The 19,630-nt window shown below is 61.8% G+C and carries 21 protein-coding genes; 20 read left to right on the forward strand and 1 reads right to left on the reverse strand.

What is annotated here, in order from left to right; translation table 11 throughout:
• Nucleotides 1–203 precede the first annotated feature (203 nt).
• The 20 genes from SJ05684_RS01260 (at nt 204) to SJ05684_RS01360 (ending at nt 18,383) form a co-directional block, all read left to right on the forward strand.
• Nucleotides 204–1,169: a flagellin N-terminal helical domain-containing protein gene (locus SJ05684_RS01260; RefSeq protein ID WP_034851790.1), complete on the forward strand. Its 966-nt coding sequence runs from the start codon at nt 204–206 to the stop codon at nt 1,167–1,169.
• 507 nt (nt 1,170–1,676) lie between these two features.
• Complete coding sequence (locus tag SJ05684_RS01270) at nt 1,677–2,327, forward strand: hypothetical protein (RefSeq protein WP_034851814.1); 651 nt, start codon at nt 1,677–1,679, stop codon at nt 2,325–2,327.
• Nucleotides 2,324–3,556, forward strand: a complete 1,233-nt coding sequence (locus tag SJ05684_RS01275; protein WP_034851816.1) for a MotB family protein — start codon at nt 2,324–2,326, stop codon at nt 3,554–3,556. Before SJ05684_RS01270 ends, SJ05684_RS01275 begins: the two co-directional genes overlap by 4 nt.
• 5 nt (nt 3,557–3,561) lie before the next feature.
• Nucleotides 3,562–4,860, forward strand: coding sequence for a chemotaxis protein MotC (gene motC, locus SJ05684_RS01280; RefSeq protein WP_034851819.1), 1,299 nt, complete (start codon nt 3,562–3,564; stop codon nt 4,858–4,860).
• Nucleotides 4,857–6,296, forward strand: a complete 1,440-nt coding sequence (locus SJ05684_RS01285) for a flagellar hook-length control protein FliK (protein WP_034851821.1) — start codon at nt 4,857–4,859, stop codon at nt 6,294–6,296. Before motC ends, SJ05684_RS01285 begins: the two co-directional genes overlap by 4 nt.
• On the forward strand, nt 6,232–6,798 hold the full coding sequence (locus SJ05684_RS01290) for a transglycosylase SLT domain-containing protein (protein ID WP_085938981.1): 567 nt from the start codon (nt 6,232–6,234) through the stop codon (nt 6,796–6,798). The genes SJ05684_RS01285 and SJ05684_RS01290 overlap by 65 nt, the downstream gene beginning before the upstream one ends.
• A gap of 270 nt (nt 6,799–7,068) precedes the next feature.
• The gene (gene rem / locus SJ05684_RS01295) at nt 7,069–7,740 is read left to right on the forward strand and encodes a transcriptional activator Rem (protein ID WP_034851832.1); all 672 of its coding nucleotides are present in this window, start codon (nt 7,069–7,071) and stop codon (nt 7,738–7,740) included.
• An 86-nt stretch (nt 7,741–7,826) separates the two neighbouring features.
• Complete coding sequence (locus SJ05684_RS01300) at nt 7,827–9,041, forward strand: flagellar hook protein FlgE (protein ID WP_034851834.1); 1,215 nt, start codon at nt 7,827–7,829, stop codon at nt 9,039–9,041.
• A gap of 21 nt (nt 9,042–9,062) precedes the next feature.
• Entirely contained in the window at nt 9,063–10,481 is a 1,419-nt protein-coding gene (gene flgK / locus SJ05684_RS01305) for a flagellar hook-associated protein FlgK (protein ID WP_034851837.1), read from the forward strand.
• Nucleotides 10,482–10,483: 2 nt separating this feature from the next.
• The gene (locus SJ05684_RS01310; RefSeq protein WP_034851840.1) at nt 10,484–11,536 is read left to right on the forward strand and encodes a flagellar hook-associated family protein; all 1,053 of its coding nucleotides are present in this window, start codon (nt 10,484–10,486) and stop codon (nt 11,534–11,536) included.
• A gap of 37 nt (nt 11,537–11,573) precedes the next feature.
• Nucleotides 11,574–11,921 carry a flagellar biosynthesis regulator FlaF gene (flaF, locus tag SJ05684_RS01315; protein ID WP_034851842.1) on the forward strand — a complete coding sequence of 116 codons (348 nt, stop codon included), beginning with the start codon at nt 11,574–11,576 and terminating at the stop codon, nt 11,919–11,921.
• On the forward strand, nt 11,918–12,367 hold the full coding sequence (gene flbT, locus SJ05684_RS01320) for a flagellar biosynthesis repressor FlbT (protein ID WP_034851845.1): 450 nt from the start codon (nt 11,918–11,920) through the stop codon (nt 12,365–12,367). The genes flaF and flbT overlap by 4 nt, the downstream gene beginning before the upstream one ends.
• On the forward strand, nt 12,358–12,789 hold the full coding sequence (gene flgD / locus SJ05684_RS01325) for a flagellar hook assembly protein FlgD (RefSeq protein WP_034851846.1): 432 nt from the start codon (nt 12,358–12,360) through the stop codon (nt 12,787–12,789). The genes flbT and flgD overlap by 10 nt, the downstream gene beginning before the upstream one ends.
• 161 nt (nt 12,790–12,950) lie before the next feature.
• A complete protein-coding gene (gene fliQ / locus SJ05684_RS01330) occupies nt 12,951–13,217 on the forward strand; it encodes a flagellar biosynthesis protein FliQ (RefSeq protein WP_034851848.1) in 267 nt (88 codons plus the stop codon).
• 120 nt (nt 13,218–13,337) lie between these two features.
• Nucleotides 13,338–15,425, forward strand: coding sequence for a flagellar biosynthesis protein FlhA (gene flhA, locus SJ05684_RS01335; RefSeq protein ID WP_034851850.1), 2,088 nt, complete (start codon nt 13,338–13,340; stop codon nt 15,423–15,425).
• Nucleotides 15,422–16,174 (forward strand): flagellar biosynthetic protein FliR, encoded by a 753-nt coding sequence (gene fliR, locus SJ05684_RS01340; protein WP_034851852.1) that lies wholly within the window; start codon nt 15,422–15,424, stop codon nt 16,172–16,174. The genes flhA and fliR overlap by 4 nt, the downstream gene beginning before the upstream one ends.
• A gap of 58 nt (nt 16,175–16,232) precedes the next feature.
• Complete coding sequence (locus tag SJ05684_RS01345) at nt 16,233–16,646, forward strand: hypothetical protein (protein ID WP_034851853.1); 414 nt, start codon at nt 16,233–16,235, stop codon at nt 16,644–16,646.
• 100 nt (nt 16,647–16,746) lie between these two features.
• Nucleotides 16,747–17,298, forward strand: a complete 552-nt coding sequence (locus SJ05684_RS01350; RefSeq protein WP_034851854.1) for a rod-binding protein — start codon at nt 16,747–16,749, stop codon at nt 17,296–17,298.
• Nucleotides 17,299–17,445: 147 nt separating this feature from the next.
• Nucleotides 17,446–17,814, forward strand: coding sequence for a hypothetical protein (locus tag SJ05684_RS01355; protein ID WP_034851855.1), 369 nt, complete (start codon nt 17,446–17,448; stop codon nt 17,812–17,814).
• A complete protein-coding gene (locus tag SJ05684_RS01360; protein WP_034851856.1) occupies nt 17,814–18,383 on the forward strand; it encodes a hypothetical protein in 570 nt (189 codons plus the stop codon). The genes SJ05684_RS01355 and SJ05684_RS01360 overlap by 1 nt, the downstream gene beginning before the upstream one ends.
• 23 nt (nt 18,384–18,406) lie before the next feature.
• Here the strand turns inward: SJ05684_RS01360 and SJ05684_RS01365 are convergent, their stop codons facing one another.
• Entirely contained in the window at nt 18,407–19,390 is a 984-nt protein-coding gene (locus SJ05684_RS01365) for a glycosyltransferase family 2 protein (RefSeq protein WP_034851858.1), read from the reverse strand.
• Nucleotides 19,391–19,630 lie beyond the last annotated feature (240 nt).

Below are 19,630 nucleotides of genomic sequence, written 5' to 3' on the forward strand. Positions count from 1 at the left end.
CAACCCGTTTCGCGGCTTAATCCATTCTTCCTGATCTCAATCGTCCCTTAACCGCGTTAACGCTTTGTTAACCATTTCCCGTTAACGCTTTGTTAAGGACGATGGTCTGGCCGCCCAGGGCAATAAGGCGCCAGCGCGCATGACGCCCACCGTCGTTGCCGGCTCTTCACCGGATGCTCCTTCCCCCTTAGGGCAAACACACAATGACCAGCATTTTGACCAATCCAGCCGCCATGGCTGCATTGCAGACCCTGCGCGCGATCAACAGAAACCTCGAAGTGACCCAGGCCCGGATTTCTTCCGGCTACCGCGTCGAAACGGCGGCCGACAACGCCGGCTATTGGTCTATTGCGACCACCATGCGCTCTGACAATTCGGCCCTCGACACCGTTCATGATGCGCTTGGCCTGGGTGCCGCCAAGGTGGACACCTTCTATGCCGCGCTCGACACCGTCGTGGAAGTCATGAGCGAGATCAAGGCGAAGCTCGTCGCGGCACAGGAGCCGGGCGTTGATAAGGACAAGATCAACTCGGAAATGGCCCAGCTGAAAAGCCAGCTGCTCTCGGCTGCCCAGTCTGCCTCCTTTTCCGGCGAGAACTGGCTCTACAACGAAGCGACGCCGGCCATCGGCACGAAATCCGTTGTGGCCTCGTTCAATCGCAGCGCCGACGGCAGTGTCACGGTTTCGAAGCTCGACTACGACACGTCCACATCCGTTCTCGTGGATGTCGAAGACGCAAGCCGCGGCATGCTCACCAAGGCAATGGACGCGGATGCGCTCGATCCGAATACGACTGGCACCCCGCGCGAATACTACCTGCTCGCGGTCGGAACCGTGCCCACCGGTGCCACTGAAATCGCAATGGATGATTCGACGACCGACGAGGAACTGACGGACATGCTCCGCGTCGTTGACAATCTCATCCAGCAACTGACCGACTCCGCCGCGACCCTCGGAGCCATCACCAAGCGAATCGAAATGCAGGAGAGCTTCGTCGCGAACCTGATGGACGTGATCGACAAGGGTGTCGGCCGTCTCGTGGACGCGGACATGAACGAGGAATCGACGAGGCTGAAGGCGCTGCAGACCCAGCAGCAGCTCGGCATCCAGTCGCTCTCGATCGCGAACACCAATTCCGAGAACATTCTGCGCCTGTTCCAGCAGTAAGGGCGGGCTCCGGAGAGGCAGGAGAGCGGAATGATGGCGGCAAGTTTCTATCCGCTCTGCCCCTCATCCGCCTGCCGGCACCCTCTCCCCGCGTGCGGGGAGAGGGTTAGGGCGAGGGGCAGTGGACGCTCGGAAGGGCCGAGGGGTAGCGCCGCCCGCATCCGCCAAACTGATTTCAACCCCTTCCTTCCGCCGCGCCGCCGGTCATCGGCTCGGCGGAAGCCGGTTGGACCGCGCTATTGCCCTGGCGCGGTCCAACACCTTCATTTTCGCACAAGTTTGACCGGATAGCCTTTCTTCGCATCGGGTGAATGCCGGCCAAGATGGTTTGTGCCGCCGCCAATCGAGAATGTTGGATCCTGCCGTGTCTCGGGCGGTCTGGTCCGAAGGAGACAGTGCTAACGTGTCAGGCTCTTTGGATTTCTGGGCCGTGGGTCTCGGGGCTATGAGGCTGCCTCTGCCGGACCGGCGGTGCGCGGCGGCTCTTGCGCGGGCAGGGGAGCGCCCATGAGTGCGTCGCTTTCGCGCTACCTCAAGGATTTCAGCGCGCCGAAGATCGAGCTCACGCGGATGCCGCCGAAATATTTCCCGGATCTCGATGCGGGCTTTCCCGACGGCGAGACCGCTGCGAGGCCCGCAATGCCCGAGATCGACATCGACGCCGAGCGCCGTGCGGCTTTCGAAGAGGGCCGCGCCGAAGCCACGGGCGAACTTGCTGCCGAGCACCAGCGGGAAATCGCCGAACTGAAGGCCCGCCATGCGGAAGAGATGCAGGCCCTGACCCGGCGTCTTGAAGAGGACGCCGCCCGGAAAGTGGCCGTTCAATTCGCGGAAATGACGGAGCGGCTGGCGCTCGCACTCGGGGACCAGACGGCGCGCGTGCTCGCGCCCGTCATGGAAAAAGCCCTGCTCAGCCGCGCCATAGAGAATCTCGCGGACATCATCCGGCAGGGAACCGCCGCCGGCGAGGATATTGCGATAAGCGTCAAGGGGCCGCTTGCCCTTTTCGAGGCGCTGAAAGGTCATCTGCCCGATGACACGATGGTGTTCCGCCACGTGGAGTCGGCCGATGTGGATGTCACGGTCGAATTCGGCGATGCCATCCTGGTCACCAGGATGGCCGCCTGGTCCGATACCGTCCGGAAGGTTCTGGCATGAGTAATGAAAGCCATCACAACGGCAAGAACGAGATCATCATCGTCAAGCGTTCCGGCGGCGGCCATGGCGATCATCACGGCGGCGCCTGGAAGATTGCCTATGCCGACTTCATGACGGCAATGATGGCCTTCTTCCTCGTCATGTGGCTGATCAATGCCGCCAACGAGGAAACGAAGGCGGCGATCGCCGCCTACTTCAATCCGGTGCAGTTGACGCAGGAGAAGCCCTCAGAGAAAGGGCTGAAGGATCCCGCAAAGGACGCCGAGGGCGAAGAGCGACAGCAGCGGTCGAAGGCCGAAGGCGACCAGGCAAAATCCGGTGGTTCGGCCAAGACCGGCGATCAGCTGACGGCAACCTCCGGCGAAGAAACCAAGTACTCCGACGCCGATTTCTTCGAGAACCCCTATTCCGTGCTTTCCGAGATCGCCCAGGAGGTTGGTCAGCAGGCGAATATCAGCGTCACGGGCGACGGCGGTGCCGCCCAATCGGGCCCGGCCACCGGCGCCGATGGCGGCGAGGCCTATCGCGATCCGTTCGATCCGGACTTCTGGACCAAGCAGGTCGAAGTCAAGCGCGCCGGCAACACGGAAAAGAGCGACGTCGCGGAGGAACAGGAAGCCGCGCAGGGGCAGAAAGATGAGTCGGAACCTGCCGATGGCAAGACGCCTGTCGAGACGGCCGAGCTCCAACAGATGCCCGCCGAAGACGGGGAAGCTTCCAGGGAGGAGGCAAGGGAACAGGAGAAGCAGAAAGAGCGGGAGAAGCAGAAGCAAGCGGACGCTCTGAAGGCGGAAATCCAGAAGGCTGTCGGCGGCGAGGCCGGGCGGCTTCTCGAGGGGCTCGTCGTCACGCCCACCGAGGGCGGTCTGCTGGTGACGATCAGCGAGCAGTCGGATGCGCCGATGTTCTCCGTCGGCTCCGCAGTGCCGCACAAGGAACTCGTGCTCACCATGGAGAAGATCGGCAGCCTGCTCGCCACGCGCCCGGGAGCCGTCGCCATCCGCGGCCATACGGACGGCCGTCCCTACAAGGACGGGACCTATGACAACTGGCGGCTGTCTGCGGCGCGCGCGCAAAGCGCCTATTACATGCTGGTGCGCGGCGGCCTCAGGGAAGAGCGCGTCAGTCAGATCAGCGGCTTTGCCGACCGACGCCTGCAGGTGCCGGAAGATCCTTACGCGCCGGCCAACCGTCGCATCGAAATCCTGTTGCAGTCGGGGCAGGGTTGAGCGCGATGCTGAAGCGGCTGCGCACCATTCTGGTGACATCGGTTCTCGCGGTTCCGATTGCGTTCGGTGCCGTACGGGCGAACGAGGGGCAAGAGCTTGCGCCGTTCAAGATGATACGGTCGCTGCAATATATCCAGGATTCCGTCGTGCTCGGCGACCATTCCGCGAGCGAAATGCAGCGCTTCATCCTGGGTGAAATCGACCGGCGCCTGCGCGCGGCCGATCAGGCGCTCTTCCGTGACCCACGCAATGTCGATGCGGCGCTCGTCTATGTCATGAGCGGCGGCAATCCGGAAACGCTGGACCTCTTGACGGATCGCGATGTCGAGGGGAACTTCGACACCCGCGTCACCGATGCCTTGCGACAATATCTGCGCGGCAAGGGACCGCTGATTGTCGAGCACCTCTCCAAGGCTGCGCCCGAATACCGCAATTCCCGCATCGGCCCCTATCTCTTCCTGATTCTCGGCAACGCCACGTCGCAGCAGGATCCCGTCGCCGCGATGAAATACTATGACTGGGCGCGCCTGACGGCGCCCGGATCCATCATCGAGGAGGCGGCACTTCGCCGTTCCGTGGCACTGGCGGCAGAGGTCGGTGAACCCGAGAAAGGGTTCCGCTACGCGCTGAACTACGCGCGGCGCTATTTGACATCCCCCTATGCCAGCCAGTTCGCCGATGACTTCGTCGAGCTGGCGGTCGCCAACTTCGGCGAGGCGGCCGAGCAGCGGGTCGCCGAGATCCTTGGCTTCATGGATCCGCCGCGCCAGCGCGAGGTCTACCTGCGCATTGCGCGGCGGGCGGCGATCGCCGGCCATCAGCCGCTGGCGCTGCTCGCGTCCCGACGCGCCGAGGAACTGGCCGGGATCAGCGGTTCGCAATCGCAGCTGCTGGCAAGCTTCTATCAGGGACTCGCCGCCGTTCCCTCGGACGATGTCTTCGCTGCGGCGCAGACGATCACCGCCATTTCGGAGGAAAGGCTCTCGCAGCGCGACCGCGCTTTGCGGCAGGCAGCAAAGGCGATTGCTGATGCGGTTGTTCGACCGCCACAGGATGTAAGTCCTGCGCAAGCATCCCTGACTACAGCTGAAGAGCGCCTTCGCAACGAAAGCAAGCCGGAGCCGGAGGAGACGGGAAGCAGCATGAGCCCCTTCGCCGTGCCTGCCGTGGCGGACGTGCCCGACGGAGCGGCCGCGAGCGTGGAAGCCGCCGCACCGGCCGATCCGGCCTTCGCCGGCTTCCTTGCCGATGGACACTCTAAGATCAAGGAGATTGATGCGCTCCTGGAGGAGGAAGGACCATGAACCCTGTCAACGAGGCCTTGGGCGTTCCCGCCGCCGTCTCCGGCAAGTCCGGTTCGCGGCAGGGCGGACGGGATCAGCACCCGGGCGAAGCCGGCGCCTTCGAGACGGCGGTCGCCGATGCCGGCCGGAAAAAGGGGCCGGGGCAAAAGGCGGCGCCGGATGCGGCTAAGGATGCCGGCAACGCAGCAACGGATTTGCAACTGGCGGCGGATGCCGCGCTCGGTCGTGGCGGCAAGGGCATGCTGGCCGCAAGCGACGCCGTTGAGCCAAGCGACGGTCTCGAGGCCGCGGCGAATGAGGCGCCTTCTCAGGATGGGCAACCGGGGGTGGCCAACGCACATCAGAAAGCGCTGACGCGCCTGCAGCAATTGGCCGGTGGAAGGATGCCGGAACGCGGCGAGACCCTAGAGGACGAACCGCCTATGCGGATCGCGGATGCAAAGGGAGGGAAGGGGCACGGGCCGGCGGTCAGCGTCGATACGGGCGGTGCCGTCGGCGGCGAAGCGCCGGACGCCAGCACCGCTTCTGCCGAGCCCCCAGCCGCCACTGTCAATGATCTCCTGACCCTGCTTGGCGGACCGGTACAGCCGGCGGCGAGCCTCGCGGCGGAAGGCCAGGCGACCCGCATGTCGGGTGACAGGACCGCAGCTGGGCTTGCGGCGAAGATCGACGCCGCCGATCTCGGGCCGACTGACGATCTGCCGACGGCGAACGGATCCGATAACGCCGCCACCGACCGGCTCTTCCGCTTCGCCCGCGCCGATGGGAAGGGCCAGGCGGTATCCATGAACATCTCGGCGGATGGCGAGCGTGTTGCCGTCGAGAACGGCGGATCATCCGCCGCGCCCAGGGCCGAAGCGATTACCGTGCTGGAAGCCCGCCGCTATCTCGGCGTGGCAATGAACACGAATTCGGCGTCGGTCGCGAGCGCGATTGCCGGTGACGGCGAATGGGCGCAGGCGCTCCAGTCGAGCCTCGCGCTGACGCAGCCGGAAGCGCTGGGCCAGGCCGGCAAGATGCTGAACACGCTGAAGATCCAGATGCACCCGATCGATCTCGGCACGGTCACGGCGACGCTGCGCCTCAAGGACGACGAACTCCATGTCGAGTTGAAGGTGGAGACGGGTGACGCCTACCGGCAATTGCGCGACGACCAGGGCGAGATGGTGAAAGCACTGCGCGCCCAAGGCTTCGCGGTCGACCAGGTGAGCATCACCCTCAGTGCCGGCGGCGACGCGTCGAGCGGCAATGGCTCGCAGGCTCAAGCGGGTCTCGGCCAGTCCGGACGGGAGCGGGCCGGTGAGGGCAATGGCGAAGGACGTCAGCGGCAGGACGGCAGCCAGTCCGCCGCGGCAGAGAGGCGGACGGGCAATGACGGAACGGATGATGCGTCGACTGGCGCTGAGCGCGCTCGCGCTGGTTACGTCTACATGTAGCGCCTTTGCAAGCGGGGGCGCCTGCGAAGGTGAAATCGTCGCTGCCGCTGCGAAATATGGCATTCCCACCGGCATCCTCTATTCGGTCGGCCTGACGGAGACCGGCCGGAAAGGATCCCTTCAGCCCTATGCGATGAACGTCGAGGGCAAGGCCTATTTCGGAAGCAGCGCCCGGGACGTCCTGGCACGCTTCGACGCGGCACGCGCGCGGGGCGCCAAGCTCATCGATCTCGGTTGCATGCAGATCAATTATCACTTTCACGGAGAACAATTCCGATCGCCGGAAGAAATGCTCGATCCGCGCCGGAATGTCGAATACGCCGCCCGCTTCCTGTCCAACCTGCGGGCCCGGCACGAGAGCTGGACGATGGCCGTGGCGCGCTACCACGCCGGGCCGAACAACGATCCGGCGCAGAAGAAATATGTCTGCCGGGTCATCGCCAATCTCGTCGCGACCGGCTACGGCAAGTGGACGCCGAACGCGGCGCATTTCTGCAAATAGCCATCAAAGGTTGTATTTCTAGCATCCGTTCCTCATTGTGGCCACAATGCGGAGAGATTGTGATCGCAAGGCCTTTTGTCGCGAGGCGTTAACTTTTCCACACGTCGGTAGTGCCAATGTTAACGAATGCCTACTAGATATAGATCAAATCGGCACGCGATCCTTAATCAATTATTAAAATACCCCATTAATTTTATCTAGTTGTTCGCGAATCCCACGATTCGTACCTCTCAATCAGTGACACACCCATACTGATTCGGAGGCGGACGAATGATCGTGGTGGTTGATGAAAGAGAGCTTGTGAAGGACGGCTATACGTCCCTGTTCGGTCGCGAGGGCATTCCCTCGACCGGCTTCGATCCGAAAGAATTCGGCGAATGGGTGAGCACGGCCGCCGATTCCGACATCGACGCGGTCGAGGCCTTCCTGATCGGCCAGGGCGAAAGCGCGCTGACCTTGCCGCGTGCCATTCGCGATCGCTCCGAGGCTCCCGTTATCGCCATGAGCGACACGCCGTCTCTCGAGACCACGCTGGCGCTGTTCGACTGCGGGGTCGACGATGTCGTGCGCAAGCCGGTTCATCCGAGGGAGATCCTCGCACGCGTCGCGGCGATCCGCCGTCGCCTGAAGGCAATCGCCAACTACACCGATATCGGGCCGATCCGCGTCTTTGCCGACGGACGCGACCCGGAAATCAACGGCGATGTCTTCGCCCTGCCGCGGCGCGAGCGGCGCATTCTGGAATACCTCGTCGCCAACCGCGGCCGCCGTGTCTCCAAATCGCAGATCTTCAACGCCATCTACGGCATCTTCGACGAGGATGTCGAAGAAAACGTCGTCGAGAGCCATATCAGCAAGCTGCGCAAGAAGTTGCGCAAGAAGCTCGGATTCGACCCGATCGATTCCAAGCGCTTCCTTGGCTACTGCATCGACTGGAACTGAGGCCGAATCGGCAAAATTCCCACCAAGACAGGTTCACGCAAGGCCGGCCTTCTAGTCTCCGGAAGAAGCAGGAAACGAGGATCGAAATGAGTCTCTTTGGTAGCATGAGAACGGGCGTCTCAGGCATGAACGCCCAGGCCAACCGCCTCAGCACGGTGGCTGAGAACATCGCAAACTCCAGCACGGTCGGCTACAAGCGCGCATCGACTGAATTTTCCTCGATGATCCTGCCGTCGAGCAGCGGCTCCTACAATTCCGGCGGCGTCCAGACCCAGGTTCGCTACAGCATTGCCGACCAGGGGGCGACCACTTACACAACCTCGGCCAGCGACCTCGCGATCAACGGCGGCGGCTTCTTCATCGTCGAGGGCGCCAACGGCCAGGAATACCTGACGCGCGCCGGGGCTTTCGTCCAGGACGACCAGGGCAATCTCGTCAATGCCGCCGGCTTCACGCTGATGGGCTATGAATACGAGGCCGGAGTCGACCCGACCGTCGTCGTCAACGGCTTCGACGGCCTGACCAAGGTCAATCTGGCCTCGGAAGGCCTGACGGCGACCGGTTCGACCGCGGGTTCGATGGGCGCGAACCTGCCCTCGGGCGCCGCGAATGGCGACGTGTTCACGACCTCGCTCATCGTTTACGACAGCCAGGGCAACACGCGCATCCTGGATTTCAACTACGAAAAGCTTGCCGACAACCAGTGGGAGCTTGAGATCATCGATCGCGCATCGAGCACTTCACTTGGCACCCAAACCTTGGACTTCGATACAAGCGGCGTGCTGACCACGTCGCCGGCGACGATGAGCATTCTCGGCTCCGCACTCGGCACGATCGCCGGGACCGGCGCCGAACTCAATGACATTACGCTCGATTTCTCCTCGACCACTCAGCTCGGAACCTCGTTCACGCCGGACGGCGGCAAGATCGACGGTAACGCGCCGAGCGAGATTTCCGGCTATCAGATCGATACGGACGGCATCGTCTATATCAAGTATGCCAATGGTGAACTCGAGCCGCGCTACCGCATCGCCCTTGCCAATGTCCAGAGCCCCGACAAGCTGGTGCCGGAATCCGGCAACGTTTACTCTCAGGGCGTGGATTCGGGCGTGATCGTCACGGGATTTGCCGGTTCCGGCAGCTTCGGCACCATTCTTTCCGGTGCGCTGGAGAGCTCCAACGTCGACGTAGCCGACGAGCTGACCTCGATGATCGAGTCGCAGCGCAACTACACGGCAAATTCCAAGGTCTTCCAGACCGGCTCGGAGTTGCTGGAAGTCCTCGTCAATCTGAAGCGGTAATTCCAAGAAAACGGTCCCAGCATGTCGTTGTCCTCCGCAATCGCGATTGCACAGTCAGCATTCAGCACCACGGCGCAACAGACGGCTACGGTGTCGAAGAACGTCGCCAATGCGGGCAACGCGGATTACTCGCGCCGCATGGCCATGCTGGGAACCACCGCGAACGGCGCTCAGATCGTCTCGATCTACCGGGCGCAGAACGAGGCGCTCTTCAAGCAGAACCTCGCCACTATTTCGCAATCCTCCGCACAGAGCAGCCTGCTTGCCGACCTGGGAATCCTGAAATCTGCGCTCGGCGGCAACGACTACGAGACGGCGCCCTCGACCTATCTCTCCGCCTTCCGCAACAGTCTTCAGACTTTCGCCTCGACGCCGGGTAACTCGACCCTTGCGGCAACCGTGGTGGCAGACGCGACCGACCTTGCCAACTCGATCAGCAACACGGCTGCGGCCGTCCAGGCGCTGCGTCTCGACACCGACAAGGATATCGCCGAGGAGGTCGCCAATCTGAACGCGCTGCTGGCGCAATTCGAGACGGCGAACAATGCGGTCAAGGCGGCGACGGCGGCGGAAACGGACACGACCGCCGTCCTCGACGAACGCGACAAGCTTTTGAAGCAGATATCGGAGCTGGTCGGTATCTCGACGGTCACCAGAGCCAACAACGACACCGTCATCTATACCACTGGCGGCACCGTTCTCTTTGAGACCCTGGCGCGCCAAGTCAGCTTCACGCCGACCTCGGCCTATGATGCCAACACCGCCGGCAATGCCATCTTCGTCGACGGCGTGCCGATCGCGGCCGGCTCGGGGGCCGACACGACGGCGCAGGGCAAGCTGGCGGGCCTCCTGCAGATGCGCGACGACATCGCGCCGACTTTCCAGTCCCAGCTCGATGAGCTTGCGCGCGGGCTGGTCGAACTCTTCCAGGAAGGCGGTCTGCCCGGCCTGTTCACCTGGGCGAGCGGAACCGTCCCCGTCGCCGGCACAATCGAAGCCGGCATCGCAAGCTCCCTGTCGGTCAACCCGCTTGCGAAATCGGATCCGTTTCTGCTGCGCGACGGCGGCTTCAACGCCGTAATCTCCAACGTGGACGGTGCGTCGGGCTATACGGAACTGCTCGACGGCTACATCGCTGCGATGGACACCGACATGGCGTTCGATGCGGCGACGGGACTCGACGGCACGAGCTCGATCATGGAGTTCGCCGCCGCGTCGATCGGCTGGTTCGAGCAGATTCGCAGCGCCGCCTCCACCGCCGACGAAAACAAGACGGCGCTTCTGGCCCGCACCGAAGAGGCGCTCGGCAAGGTGACCGGCGTCAGCATCGACGAGGAAATGTCGCTGCTCCTCGATCTGGAGCAATCCTACAAGGCATCGGCCAAGTTGATCAGTACCGTGGACGCCATGATGGCGGCCCTTCTGGAAGCCGTGAGGTAATCATGAAGACATCCTTCGTTTCTAACCTGGCCGTGCAGAATGCCATGCGCCTGACCATTCAGCAGGGCCAGGCGGAACTGCTGAAGCTCGAGACGGAGGTCTCGACGGGTCGGCTTGCCGATGTGGGCGTAGCACTCGGCTCCTCCACCGAACGCTCCGTCAGCCTGCAGCGGGAACTGACGCGGCTCGAAACCCTGACTGACACGAACGCGATCGTCACCCAGAGGCTCGCTGCTTCGCAGCAATCGCTCTCGCTGATGGCCGAAGCCGCAGAGCAGGTGCGAAACACGCTCGTCACGTTCAAGGGCAACGACTCGGTGGACCAGCTATCGGTTCAAAACACTGAGATCGTGAGCGCCATGTCGATGTTCACGGCGGCCGCGAACACTTCCTTCAATGGCGAATTTCTCTTTGCGGGCATCAATACGGACGTGATGCCTTTCGAGGACTATAATGCCACCGGCTCGGCCGCGAAGGCGACCTTCGACACCGAACTCGCAGCCTACATGACGGCGAACGGCATCGCTTCCATGAGCGACTTCACCCAGGCGCAGATGGAAGATTTCATAACCAACACGCTGGCCCCGCTCCATGACGACGACACCCAATGGGCTGCCGACTGGTCTCAAGCCTCGAGCCAGAACATGACGAGCCGCATCAGTGCGGGTGAGGTGATCCAAAGTTCGACCAACGCGACGACGGACGGCTTCCGGAAGTTCGCCCTTGCCAGCGTCATCGCCGCGGAACTCATGGACGCAGATATCGGCTCCGAAGTGCGCACCTATCTCGGCGAAGCGGCAATTGGCTACGTAGCGGAGGCGATCACCGCCATCACCGCCGAGCGCAGCACGCTCGGCATCTCCGAAGCGCGTGTTGAAAAGGCCAACACCTCGCTCGAAGTCCAGATCAACTTGATCAACACGCACATCACCGACCTCGAGGGTATCGATACCTACGCGGCATCGACCCGGATGAACACTTTGCTAACGCAGATGGAGACATCCTACACGCTGACGGCGCGGATCCAGCAGTTGAATTTGATAAACTTCCTCTGATGACTAGAGGATAAGGACAAGCATGAAGGATGTCTGAATGTATCAGTTTGCATACGCCGAGATCATGGAGGAAGGCGTAGCCGTTTCCAAGGATCGAGAGAAACAGGTCCTGAACCGCTCGATCGCGCTTTTGGAAGCGGCAAAGCAGCAGAAGGGATATTCGAGGGAGGCAATCGAGGCGATCTATTTCACACGGCGCCTCTGGATACGTTTCATCGAAGACCTGCGCACCCCGGACAACCAGCTGGACGCAGAATTGCGCGCCAACCTGATTTCCATCGGGATCTGGATTCTGAACGAAATGGAGAAGATCCGCCGGCGCGAATCCTCCAATTTCCAAGGCATTATTGACATCACCACCATCATCAGGGATGGACTGAAATGAAAAGCACACTGCGTATCTCGCTGAAGTCGGGCGAACGAATCTTTGTAAACGGCGCGGTGCTTCGCGTTGATCGCAAGGTTGCGATCGAATTTCTGAACGACGTCACCTTCCTCCTGGAAAACCATGTCCTGCAGCCGGAAGATGCGACGACGCCGCTGAGGCAGCTTTATTTCATCGCCCAGATGATCCTGATCAATCCGGAAGGCGCAGAACAGTCGACCGCCATGTTCCGCAAGTCGATCGTGATGCTTCTGGCTTGCTTCAAGAACGAGGAAGTGCTGGCGGAACTGAAGCGCATCGACGGCCTCGTCACGCAGGGCCGCGCCTTCGAAGCGCTGAAGGCGATCCGCGCTCTCTATCCGATCGAGGACCGTATCCTCAACCAGCAGGAAATGACGCCCCAGATCGTCGAAAAGATCCGCAAGGAGATTGCCCCATGGCGGTAAGCGCCGTCACGTCTAGCACTTCGACAACAGGCACGGCGGGCTCCAATTCGACGAGCAGCGCGGATGCGGCCGACGCAAGCCTGAACTACGAGAGCTTTCTGAAACTTCTGGTCGCCCAGATGAAGAACCAGGATCCGACGGATCCCATGGATGCGAGCGAGCAGATTGCTCAGCTCGCGACCTTCTCCCAGGTCGAGCAGACCATCAAGACAAACAAAAACCTCGAGAGCCTGCTGGCGAGCGAGGCCTTGACGCAGGCTTCGACCTATATAGGCAAGACGCTTACCAGCAGCGACGGTCAGACAAGCGGCGTCGTCGCTCAGGTCGAAGTGACCTCGGATGGCGTCACCGCGATCACGACGACCGGCGCGCAAATCGCCATCGAGACCGGCATCAGGGTTTCGACCACATCGTCGGACTGAAACGGTACGGCGTCGCCCCTGTGGGTACAGGAGCGCGCCGCTTGACGCGGGCAGACGGTGCTGTGATCTTTTTCGAATCAGCACTCTACGGCGCCGCGCGCCTTACCGGACGCGCAAAGCCGATCTAGCCTCAAAGCGGCTCCTGACCAGGACGACCCCCGATGAACGAAGCAGACGCCCTCGATATCGTGCAGACCGCGATCTGGACCGTGATCGTCGCCTCGGGCCCGGCTGTCCTGGCTGCCATGGTAGTCGGCGTCGTCATCGCCTTCATACAGGCCCTGACCCAGGTTCAGGAAATGACGCTGACCTTCGTGCCGAAAATTCTGGCAGTGATGGCGACGGCGGCGCTCTCGGCGCCCTTTGTCGGCGCGCAGATCTCCATATTCACCGACCTCATATTTTCCCGGATCCAGTCCGGGTTCTGATTTGACCGGCAACTTTTCCTCGCTACCACCCTCGCGCAAGCTTGGGCCTTTAGGTCTTCCGTCATAGTTTGGGCAGCTTGTGTGACTGCTGCCCGCCTCTCATGAAGAGACGGAAGAGACATGGCACAACAGGCAGCGCTGACCATCCCGAAACTCGCACCCAAGAGCCGGGAGATCGGCTTTGCGCTCGGGATCGTCATGATCCTGTCGATCCTGTTCCTGCCCATCCCGCCGTTTCTGATCGATCTCGGCCTTGCCTTTTCCATCGCCTTCTCGGTGCTGATCCTGATGGTTGCGCTCTGGATCCAGCGGCCGCTCGAATTCTCCTCCTTTCCGACCATCCTTCTGATTTCGACCATGACGCGCCTGTCGCTGAACATTGCGACGACGCGCGTCATTCTTTCGCACGGGCATGAAGGCCATGGTGCCGCCGGCGGCGTTATTTCCGGTTTTGCCAGCCTGGTGATGTCCGGCGATTTCGTGATCGGCCTGATCGTCTTCCTCATCCTGGTCACGGTTAATTTCATCGTCATCACCAAGGGTGCCACGCGTATCGCGGAAGTGGGTGCGCGCTTCACGCTCGATGCAATCCCCGGCAAGCAGATGTCGATCGACGCCGATCTTTCCGCCGGCATCATCGACGAAAAGGAAGCGCAACGCCGCCGGCGCGAGCTGGAAGAGGAAAGCTCCTTCTACGGTGCGATGGACGGTGCGTCGAAATTCGTGCGCGGCGATGCGATTGCCGGGCTGATCATCACGGCGATCAACATCTTCGGCGGCATCGTCATCGGCTATCTTCGCCATGACATGCCGATCGGCCAGGCGGCCGATGTTTTCGTCAAGCTTTCCGTCGGCGACGGCCTCGTCTCTCAGATTCCGGCGCTCATCGTCTCGCTCGCAGCGGGCCTACTCGTCTCGCGGGGCGGTACGGCCGGTTCGACTGACCAGGCGGTCGTCGGTCAGCTCAGCGGCTATCCGCGCGCACTGATGGTCGCGGCAGGCCTCGTCATTCTGCTGTCGGTCATGCCGGGCCTGCCGTTCCTGCCCTTTGCCGCACTCGGCGGCGGCATGGCCTTCCTCGGCTGGGTCATCCCCCGGCAGATCGAGGCGCTCAATGCCGAAAAGCGCGCACAGGAAGCCGCTAAGGCGCAGGAGAGCAAGGAGAGCGACAAGGAATCCGTAAAGTCGGTGCTGAAAACGGCGGAAGTCGAGCTGCTGCTCGGCAAGCAGGTCTCGACGCGGCTGCTTGGCGCGCACCAGGAGCTTGCCTTCCGTGTCGGCAAGATGCGCCGCAAATTCGCCCTTCAGTACGGACTCGTCGTTCCGGAGATCAAGGTTTCCGACGACATCACCATTCCGGACAAGGCCTATCACATCCGCATTCACGGCACGACCATCGCGTCGAACACGGTGCGCGTCGGCGAAGTGCTAGTGGTGACCGGCGGCGGCCGCCGGCCGAGCGTGCCCGGGGACGAGATCCGCGAACCCGCCTTCGGGATGCCGGCCCTCTCTATCCTCGAGACCTTTACGGAGGACCTGAAGCGCGAGGGCTTCCATCCAATCGACAATGTTTCCGTCGTGCTCACGCATTTGAGCGAGGTGATCCGCAACAACCTGCCGCAACTGCTATCCTACAAGGACGTCAAGGTGCTGATCGAGCGGCTCGATCCGGAGTACCGCAAGCTTGCGGACGAGATCTGCACTTCGCACATGTCCTATTCCGGCCTCCAGGCTGTCTTGAAACTGCTGCTTGCGGAGCGGGTGTCCATCCGAAATCTTCACCTCATCCTCGAAGCCGTTGCGGAACTGGCCCCGCATGTCCGCAAGACCGAGCAGATCGTCGAGCACGTGCGCGTGCGTATGTCGCAGCAGCTCTGCGGCGATCTCGCCGACAACGGCGTGCTGCGCGTGCTGAGACTCGGCAACAAATGGGACATGGTGTTCCATCAGGCGCTGAAACGCGATGCCAAGGGCGAGATCGTCGAGTTCGACATCGATCCGCGGCATCTCGAGGAGTTCAGCGAACAGGCGACGAAGGTTATCCGTGAACATCTCGACCGCGGCATGCCCTTCGTACTGGTAAGTTCGCCCGAATCCCGTTCTTATGTGCGCATGATCATCGAACGCCTCTTCGCCACACTGCCGGTCCTCTCCCATGTCGAGTTGGCCAAAGGGCTCGAGATAAAGATCATCGGCTCGATTTCATGATAACCGATCCCGAGGGCACGGTTCTGGCGCTGTTCGCCGCCTTCTGTCGGATCGGCGGCTGCGTCATGATCATGCCGGGATTTTCGACCGCGCGCGTTCCCCTTCAGGTCAGGTTGTTCACCGCCGTTGCGCTGTCGATGGCGATTCTGCCGATCATGTGGACGGATATCTACCCGGAGGTGACGGGGAAGGGGCACACTTATCTCTATCTCATCGCAAGCGAGACCGTCGTCGGCGCCATCATCGGGCTCGTTGCGCGCTACTACGTTCTCGGCCTGCAATTTGCGGGAACCGCGCTGACGATGCTGATCGGCTTCAGCCCGCCGCCGTCGAGCGACGTCCTGGAGGACACGGCGGAGAACCAGCTGACCAGCATGATCAGCTTTGCGGGTCTCATGCTTCTCTTCATGCTGGATTTCCACCACGTGATCTTCGAGGCGATCGCGCAGTCCTATAGCGCAATGCCGATCGGCACCGGTTTCGATCCGCAGGGCATGCTGATCACGCTTGCCAATTCGCTGGAGCAGACCTTCCTTATCATGCTGCGCCTTGCGAGCCCCTTCGTGGTTTACGGCCTGCTTTTCAACGTCGCCATCGGCATGGTCAACAAGCTGGCGCCGCAGATCCCGATCTACTTCATCTCCCAGCCCTACCTCATAATGGGCGGTCTGTTCCTGCTTTACCTCGGCATCGCTGCCATGCTGCGTCTTTTCGCAGACGGTTTTGCGCCGGTGATGCAGGGCGGTTGAATCAATTGAGTCCGCTGCGTCGCGTATCCCGCTTCCACATGAAGATCGAAGTTTGTCCATGAAGGCACGATCGGAAAAGTTGAAACGCCTCGTCGCGGTCCAGCGGCATTTGGAACGCATGGCCGAAAGTGAGCTTGCCGAGACCGCTCTCCAGCGCGAGGAACTGGCCGGGACGATCGACGTGGTCGTCGACGCCATGGGGTCGGGCCATCCCATGCACCGCATGTTCTCCGGCCATTACGCCTCGCACCTGGGGCGGCTGGTCCAGAAGGACCAGATGCTGCTCGGCATCCAGCAGGTGCACGAGGCGCGCATGCTCAAGGAGCGCGCGAAGGGTGATCGGCTCGAAGAAAGCATGAAGGATGCGCGTCTCGCGGAGGAGCGTGAGGCGGCGGACAATCAGATCCTCGACCTGATCGACCAGCACGTCGCCGGTCATGCACCAGTTTCCGGTAAGGTTGACCGGCGATAGTGGGGCATACCGGACGACCCACCGAAAGCGGGCGGCGGTTCGATATACGGATCGGGTTGCCGACCAATGCTTGCGGCAGCCGTTTTCGAGAGGATCTGACATGGCAATTTCCCCGCCCAGCGACCTAGTGATGGACGTCGTCCGCGCGGCCGATCCGGCGGAGGTCCAGGAGGCGCAGGCGCGGCTGAAGGCCAATCGCGCCGCCTTCCAGGCGACCAGCCTCGCGGACAACGGCAATGGCTTTGCCGCGGCCGTTTCCGTTCTGAACGGTTCCGAGGGGTCGAGCGGCCTCGGCGACATCGCCAACCGCGTCGAAGCGAAGAAGGTTCCGGAGACCTATCGCAAGTTCGAGGCGATGGTGTTGCAGAATTTCGTCAAGTCCATGCTGCCGAATGACAGCGAGAATGTCTTCGGCGAGGGTACCTCCGGTGACGTCTGGAAGAGCATGATGGCCGAGCAGATTGGCGACGTTCTCTCCAAAGGCGGCGGGATCGGCATCGCAGAAGGACTGGCCGGCAACAATACCGTCGAACGTGTGAATGCAGAACTCGACGGCAACAGCCTGAACCTCGCCGCCGGTATGGTTCAGGAATACGAGCGCAAGGCGCTCTCGGGCTATCTGACGACCGACGACAAAGAGAAGAAAGCCTGATGCGTGTCGCCCAAAACCCCCACGCGGTTCTGGGCATCGGCATCAAATCGACAATGCAAGGCGCCTCGCACGGACTTGAGCGCGACGCCCAAACGGCTGGAGGTGGTCCTATGCGCCCACCCACCGATATCACTTGGGAGCTGAATTATGGAAGCTATGGCATCCAATGACCTGCGCATTCAAAATGTCCTCGGTCGCCTGGAGATGATCATCGACAACGAGAACAGCCGCATCGGCGTCGATCCGAACTTCGACATGAAGACGTCGAATGCCCATAAAAGCCGCTGCCTTTATGAGTTGACGATGCTTCACCGCGACGGTGCGCCCGGCGAAATCTCGCCGGCCTTCGCTTCGCAGACGCGCCACCTGAGGCAGAAGCTGCAGCTCAACGCGCAAAAGGTCGAAGCCCATCTGGAAGCCGTACGGTCCGTCGTCGATCTTCTCAAAAGCGCCGCTCAGGATGCCGATGCGGACGGCATCTACACCGAAGCGCAATTCCGTTACAGCGACTTCTGATGCTCAAGCTCCTTTTCACCGGGCTCTGGGTCTGCGCCGTCACGCTTGGATCGGTCTATTTTTCGATGCAATACGCATCGGCACCCGTGCTCTCCGATGCCGAGGCCGAGCGCCGGGCCTCGGAGGAATATGTGCCGGGAGAAATCATCACCGTCCCGGTGATCAAGGACGGCGCTGTCCAGGGCTATTTCCTTGCGAAACTGTCCTTCTCCGCCAAAAGGGAAGGGATAGCGAAGCTGCACGCGCCGCTCCGTCAACTCGTCACCGACGAGCTTTACGATCTGCTCGTCGGATCGAAGTTCATCGATGTCGCCGACACCGGCTCCTTTGACCTGCCGGACTTCAAGCTCAAGGTGAAGGACGGTCTCAATGGGAAACTTGGCGGAGATGTGATTACCGAGGTGCTGGTCGAGCAGCTCGAATATCTGAGTAAGCTGGATGTGGAACGCGCCTCGAGCGGCCAGGCTATCGCTTACGACAAGCCGGCACCCATCGTGGACCGGAACGGCAACGTTGCCGCCGATAAGCTTCCCGAGGCGGCGGTCACGGCAAGCGGCGGCGCCCATTGACGAACAGTCGCCGTCTCTCACCCCTACTGTCCCGGCTTTCGGTCTCCCCGCCCGATAAGGCCGACCTCGGCGGTGACGCGCCCTCTCGCCACGTGGAAATAGTAGAGGGCGGCGAAGGCAAGCCCGGTTTTCGCCCAAAGCTTCACGCCGCGCGGCAGCGACGTTGTCATAAGCGCCAGCGATGTGCCGAGCCTTTTCAACCGGCCGGCGAGAGTCGGATCGCTGCGACGCGCGAGATAGGCCGAAACTGTGCCACGGCGAAGGCTCGTGGCGCGAACCCATGCGGCGGTGGCGTGATGCTCAGGCACCGATTGCGTCACCCAGGCATCCGCGGCCCACGCAAAGGAGAACCCCGCAGCCTTGCACCGGTGGAACAGATCCACCGCGCAGCCGCCGACGATGTCCATGGCGGGATCGAGGAACGGCTGCGGCATGCCCTCGAGCACCGCCCGCGTCACGAGAACATTGCTCGCTGAATAGAGCATCGGCACCGGCCCGCTGGCATCGTAAGGGGGCGCGAACACCGGGTGCCGCTTCCATCGCAGCTCTTGAGGATGCTTGAAAACCGGCAGTTGCGGGCCGCCGACAATATCCGCCCTGTAGGCTTCCTGTACCGCCATGAGGCCGTCCAACCATTCGGGCGCCGCGACCTCGTCATCGCCGATGACGGCGATCGCCTGCAGATTGGGGTAACGTTCGAGGGCCTGCGACAACCCGGCATTCAGGGCCTGGCAGCGTCCACGTCGGCGACAGATGATGACCGCAGAATCGGATGGATGGTTGAGGAAGAAGGCTTTGGCCGCATCAGCGCCGGTCGGCCGCTCGCCGCCGTTTTCGACGACCAGTGTCGCCAAAGGGACGTCGGGACGCTGCGAAACGATCGTCTTCAGCGTTTTGACGAGGTGATCCGGGTCGCTGAATATCGGGACGACGACGACCAGATCGATATCCGCCCTGTTTTCGAGCTCGCACTGAAAATGGATGGAAATATCCTGTCCGTTCGACATCGAACAACCCGCACGCAAATTTCAGGGAAATACTAAAGCAGTCTTCCTAAACGCATGCTGAATACAAACGTTTTTACCCTCGATAAGGTTTCCGGCGTAGCGCAATGCGAGCCGCCGGCCGACCGTTCGGTGACAATGCTGCAGCATGTTCTTCGAAGTGCTGCAGAGATCCTTGCGCGTCCGAGTCTCGCATGCGAATACACCACTCTTTCACGGATGCAAGGAAATGCGCACGTTCGC

Source organism: Sinorhizobium sojae CCBAU 05684 (genome assembly GCF_002288525.1).
In the GTDB taxonomy this organism is placed as follows: domain Bacteria; phylum Pseudomonadota; class Alphaproteobacteria; order Rhizobiales; family Rhizobiaceae; genus Sinorhizobium; species Sinorhizobium sojae.

What these genes read in the sequence shown, in the direction of transcription:
- SJ05684_RS01260 (WP_034851790.1), top strand. Translation starts at nt 204, where the DNA reads ATGACCAGCATTTTGACCAATCCAGCCGCCATGGCTGCATTGCAGACC.
- SJ05684_RS01270 (WP_034851814.1), top strand. Translation starts at nt 1,677, where the DNA reads ATGAGTGCGTCGCTTTCGCGCTACCTCAAGGATTTCAGCGCGCCGAAG.
- SJ05684_RS01275 (WP_034851816.1), top strand. Translation starts at nt 2,324, where the DNA reads ATGAGTAATGAAAGCCATCACAACGGCAAGAACGAGATCATCATCGTC.
- motC (WP_034851819.1), top strand. Translation starts at nt 3,562, where the DNA reads ATGCTGAAGCGGCTGCGCACCATTCTGGTGACATCGGTTCTCGCGGTT.
- SJ05684_RS01285 (WP_034851821.1), top strand. Translation starts at nt 4,857, where the DNA reads ATGAACCCTGTCAACGAGGCCTTGGGCGTTCCCGCCGCCGTCTCCGGC.
- SJ05684_RS01290 (WP_085938981.1), top strand. Translation starts at nt 6,232, where the DNA reads ATGACGGAACGGATGATGCGTCGACTGGCGCTGAGCGCGCTCGCGCTG.
- rem (WP_034851832.1), top strand. Translation starts at nt 7,069, where the DNA reads ATGATCGTGGTGGTTGATGAAAGAGAGCTTGTGAAGGACGGCTATACG.
- SJ05684_RS01300 (WP_034851834.1), top strand. Translation starts at nt 7,827, where the DNA reads ATGAGTCTCTTTGGTAGCATGAGAACGGGCGTCTCAGGCATGAACGCC.
- flgK (WP_034851837.1), top strand. Translation starts at nt 9,063, where the DNA reads ATGTCGTTGTCCTCCGCAATCGCGATTGCACAGTCAGCATTCAGCACC.
- SJ05684_RS01310 (WP_034851840.1), top strand. Translation starts at nt 10,484, where the DNA reads ATGAAGACATCCTTCGTTTCTAACCTGGCCGTGCAGAATGCCATGCGC.
- flaF (WP_034851842.1), top strand. Translation starts at nt 11,574, where the DNA reads ATGTATCAGTTTGCATACGCCGAGATCATGGAGGAAGGCGTAGCCGTT.
- flbT (WP_034851845.1), top strand. Translation starts at nt 11,918, where the DNA reads ATGAAAAGCACACTGCGTATCTCGCTGAAGTCGGGCGAACGAATCTTT.
- flgD (WP_034851846.1), top strand. Translation starts at nt 12,358, where the DNA reads ATGGCGGTAAGCGCCGTCACGTCTAGCACTTCGACAACAGGCACGGCG.
- fliQ (WP_034851848.1), top strand. Translation starts at nt 12,951, where the DNA reads ATGAACGAAGCAGACGCCCTCGATATCGTGCAGACCGCGATCTGGACC.
- flhA (WP_034851850.1), top strand. Translation starts at nt 13,338, where the DNA reads ATGGCACAACAGGCAGCGCTGACCATCCCGAAACTCGCACCCAAGAGC.
- fliR (WP_034851852.1), top strand. Translation starts at nt 15,422, where the DNA reads ATGATAACCGATCCCGAGGGCACGGTTCTGGCGCTGTTCGCCGCCTTC.
- SJ05684_RS01345 (WP_034851853.1), top strand. Translation starts at nt 16,233, where the DNA reads ATGAAGGCACGATCGGAAAAGTTGAAACGCCTCGTCGCGGTCCAGCGG.
- SJ05684_RS01350 (WP_034851854.1), top strand. Translation starts at nt 16,747, where the DNA reads ATGGCAATTTCCCCGCCCAGCGACCTAGTGATGGACGTCGTCCGCGCG.
- SJ05684_RS01355 (WP_034851855.1), top strand. Translation starts at nt 17,446, where the DNA reads ATGGAAGCTATGGCATCCAATGACCTGCGCATTCAAAATGTCCTCGGT.
- SJ05684_RS01360 (WP_034851856.1), top strand. Translation starts at nt 17,814, where the DNA reads ATGCTCAAGCTCCTTTTCACCGGGCTCTGGGTCTGCGCCGTCACGCTT.
- SJ05684_RS01365 (WP_034851858.1), bottom strand. Translation starts at nt 19,390, where the DNA reads ATGTCGAACGGACAGGATATTTCCATCCATTTTCAGTGCGAGCTCGAA.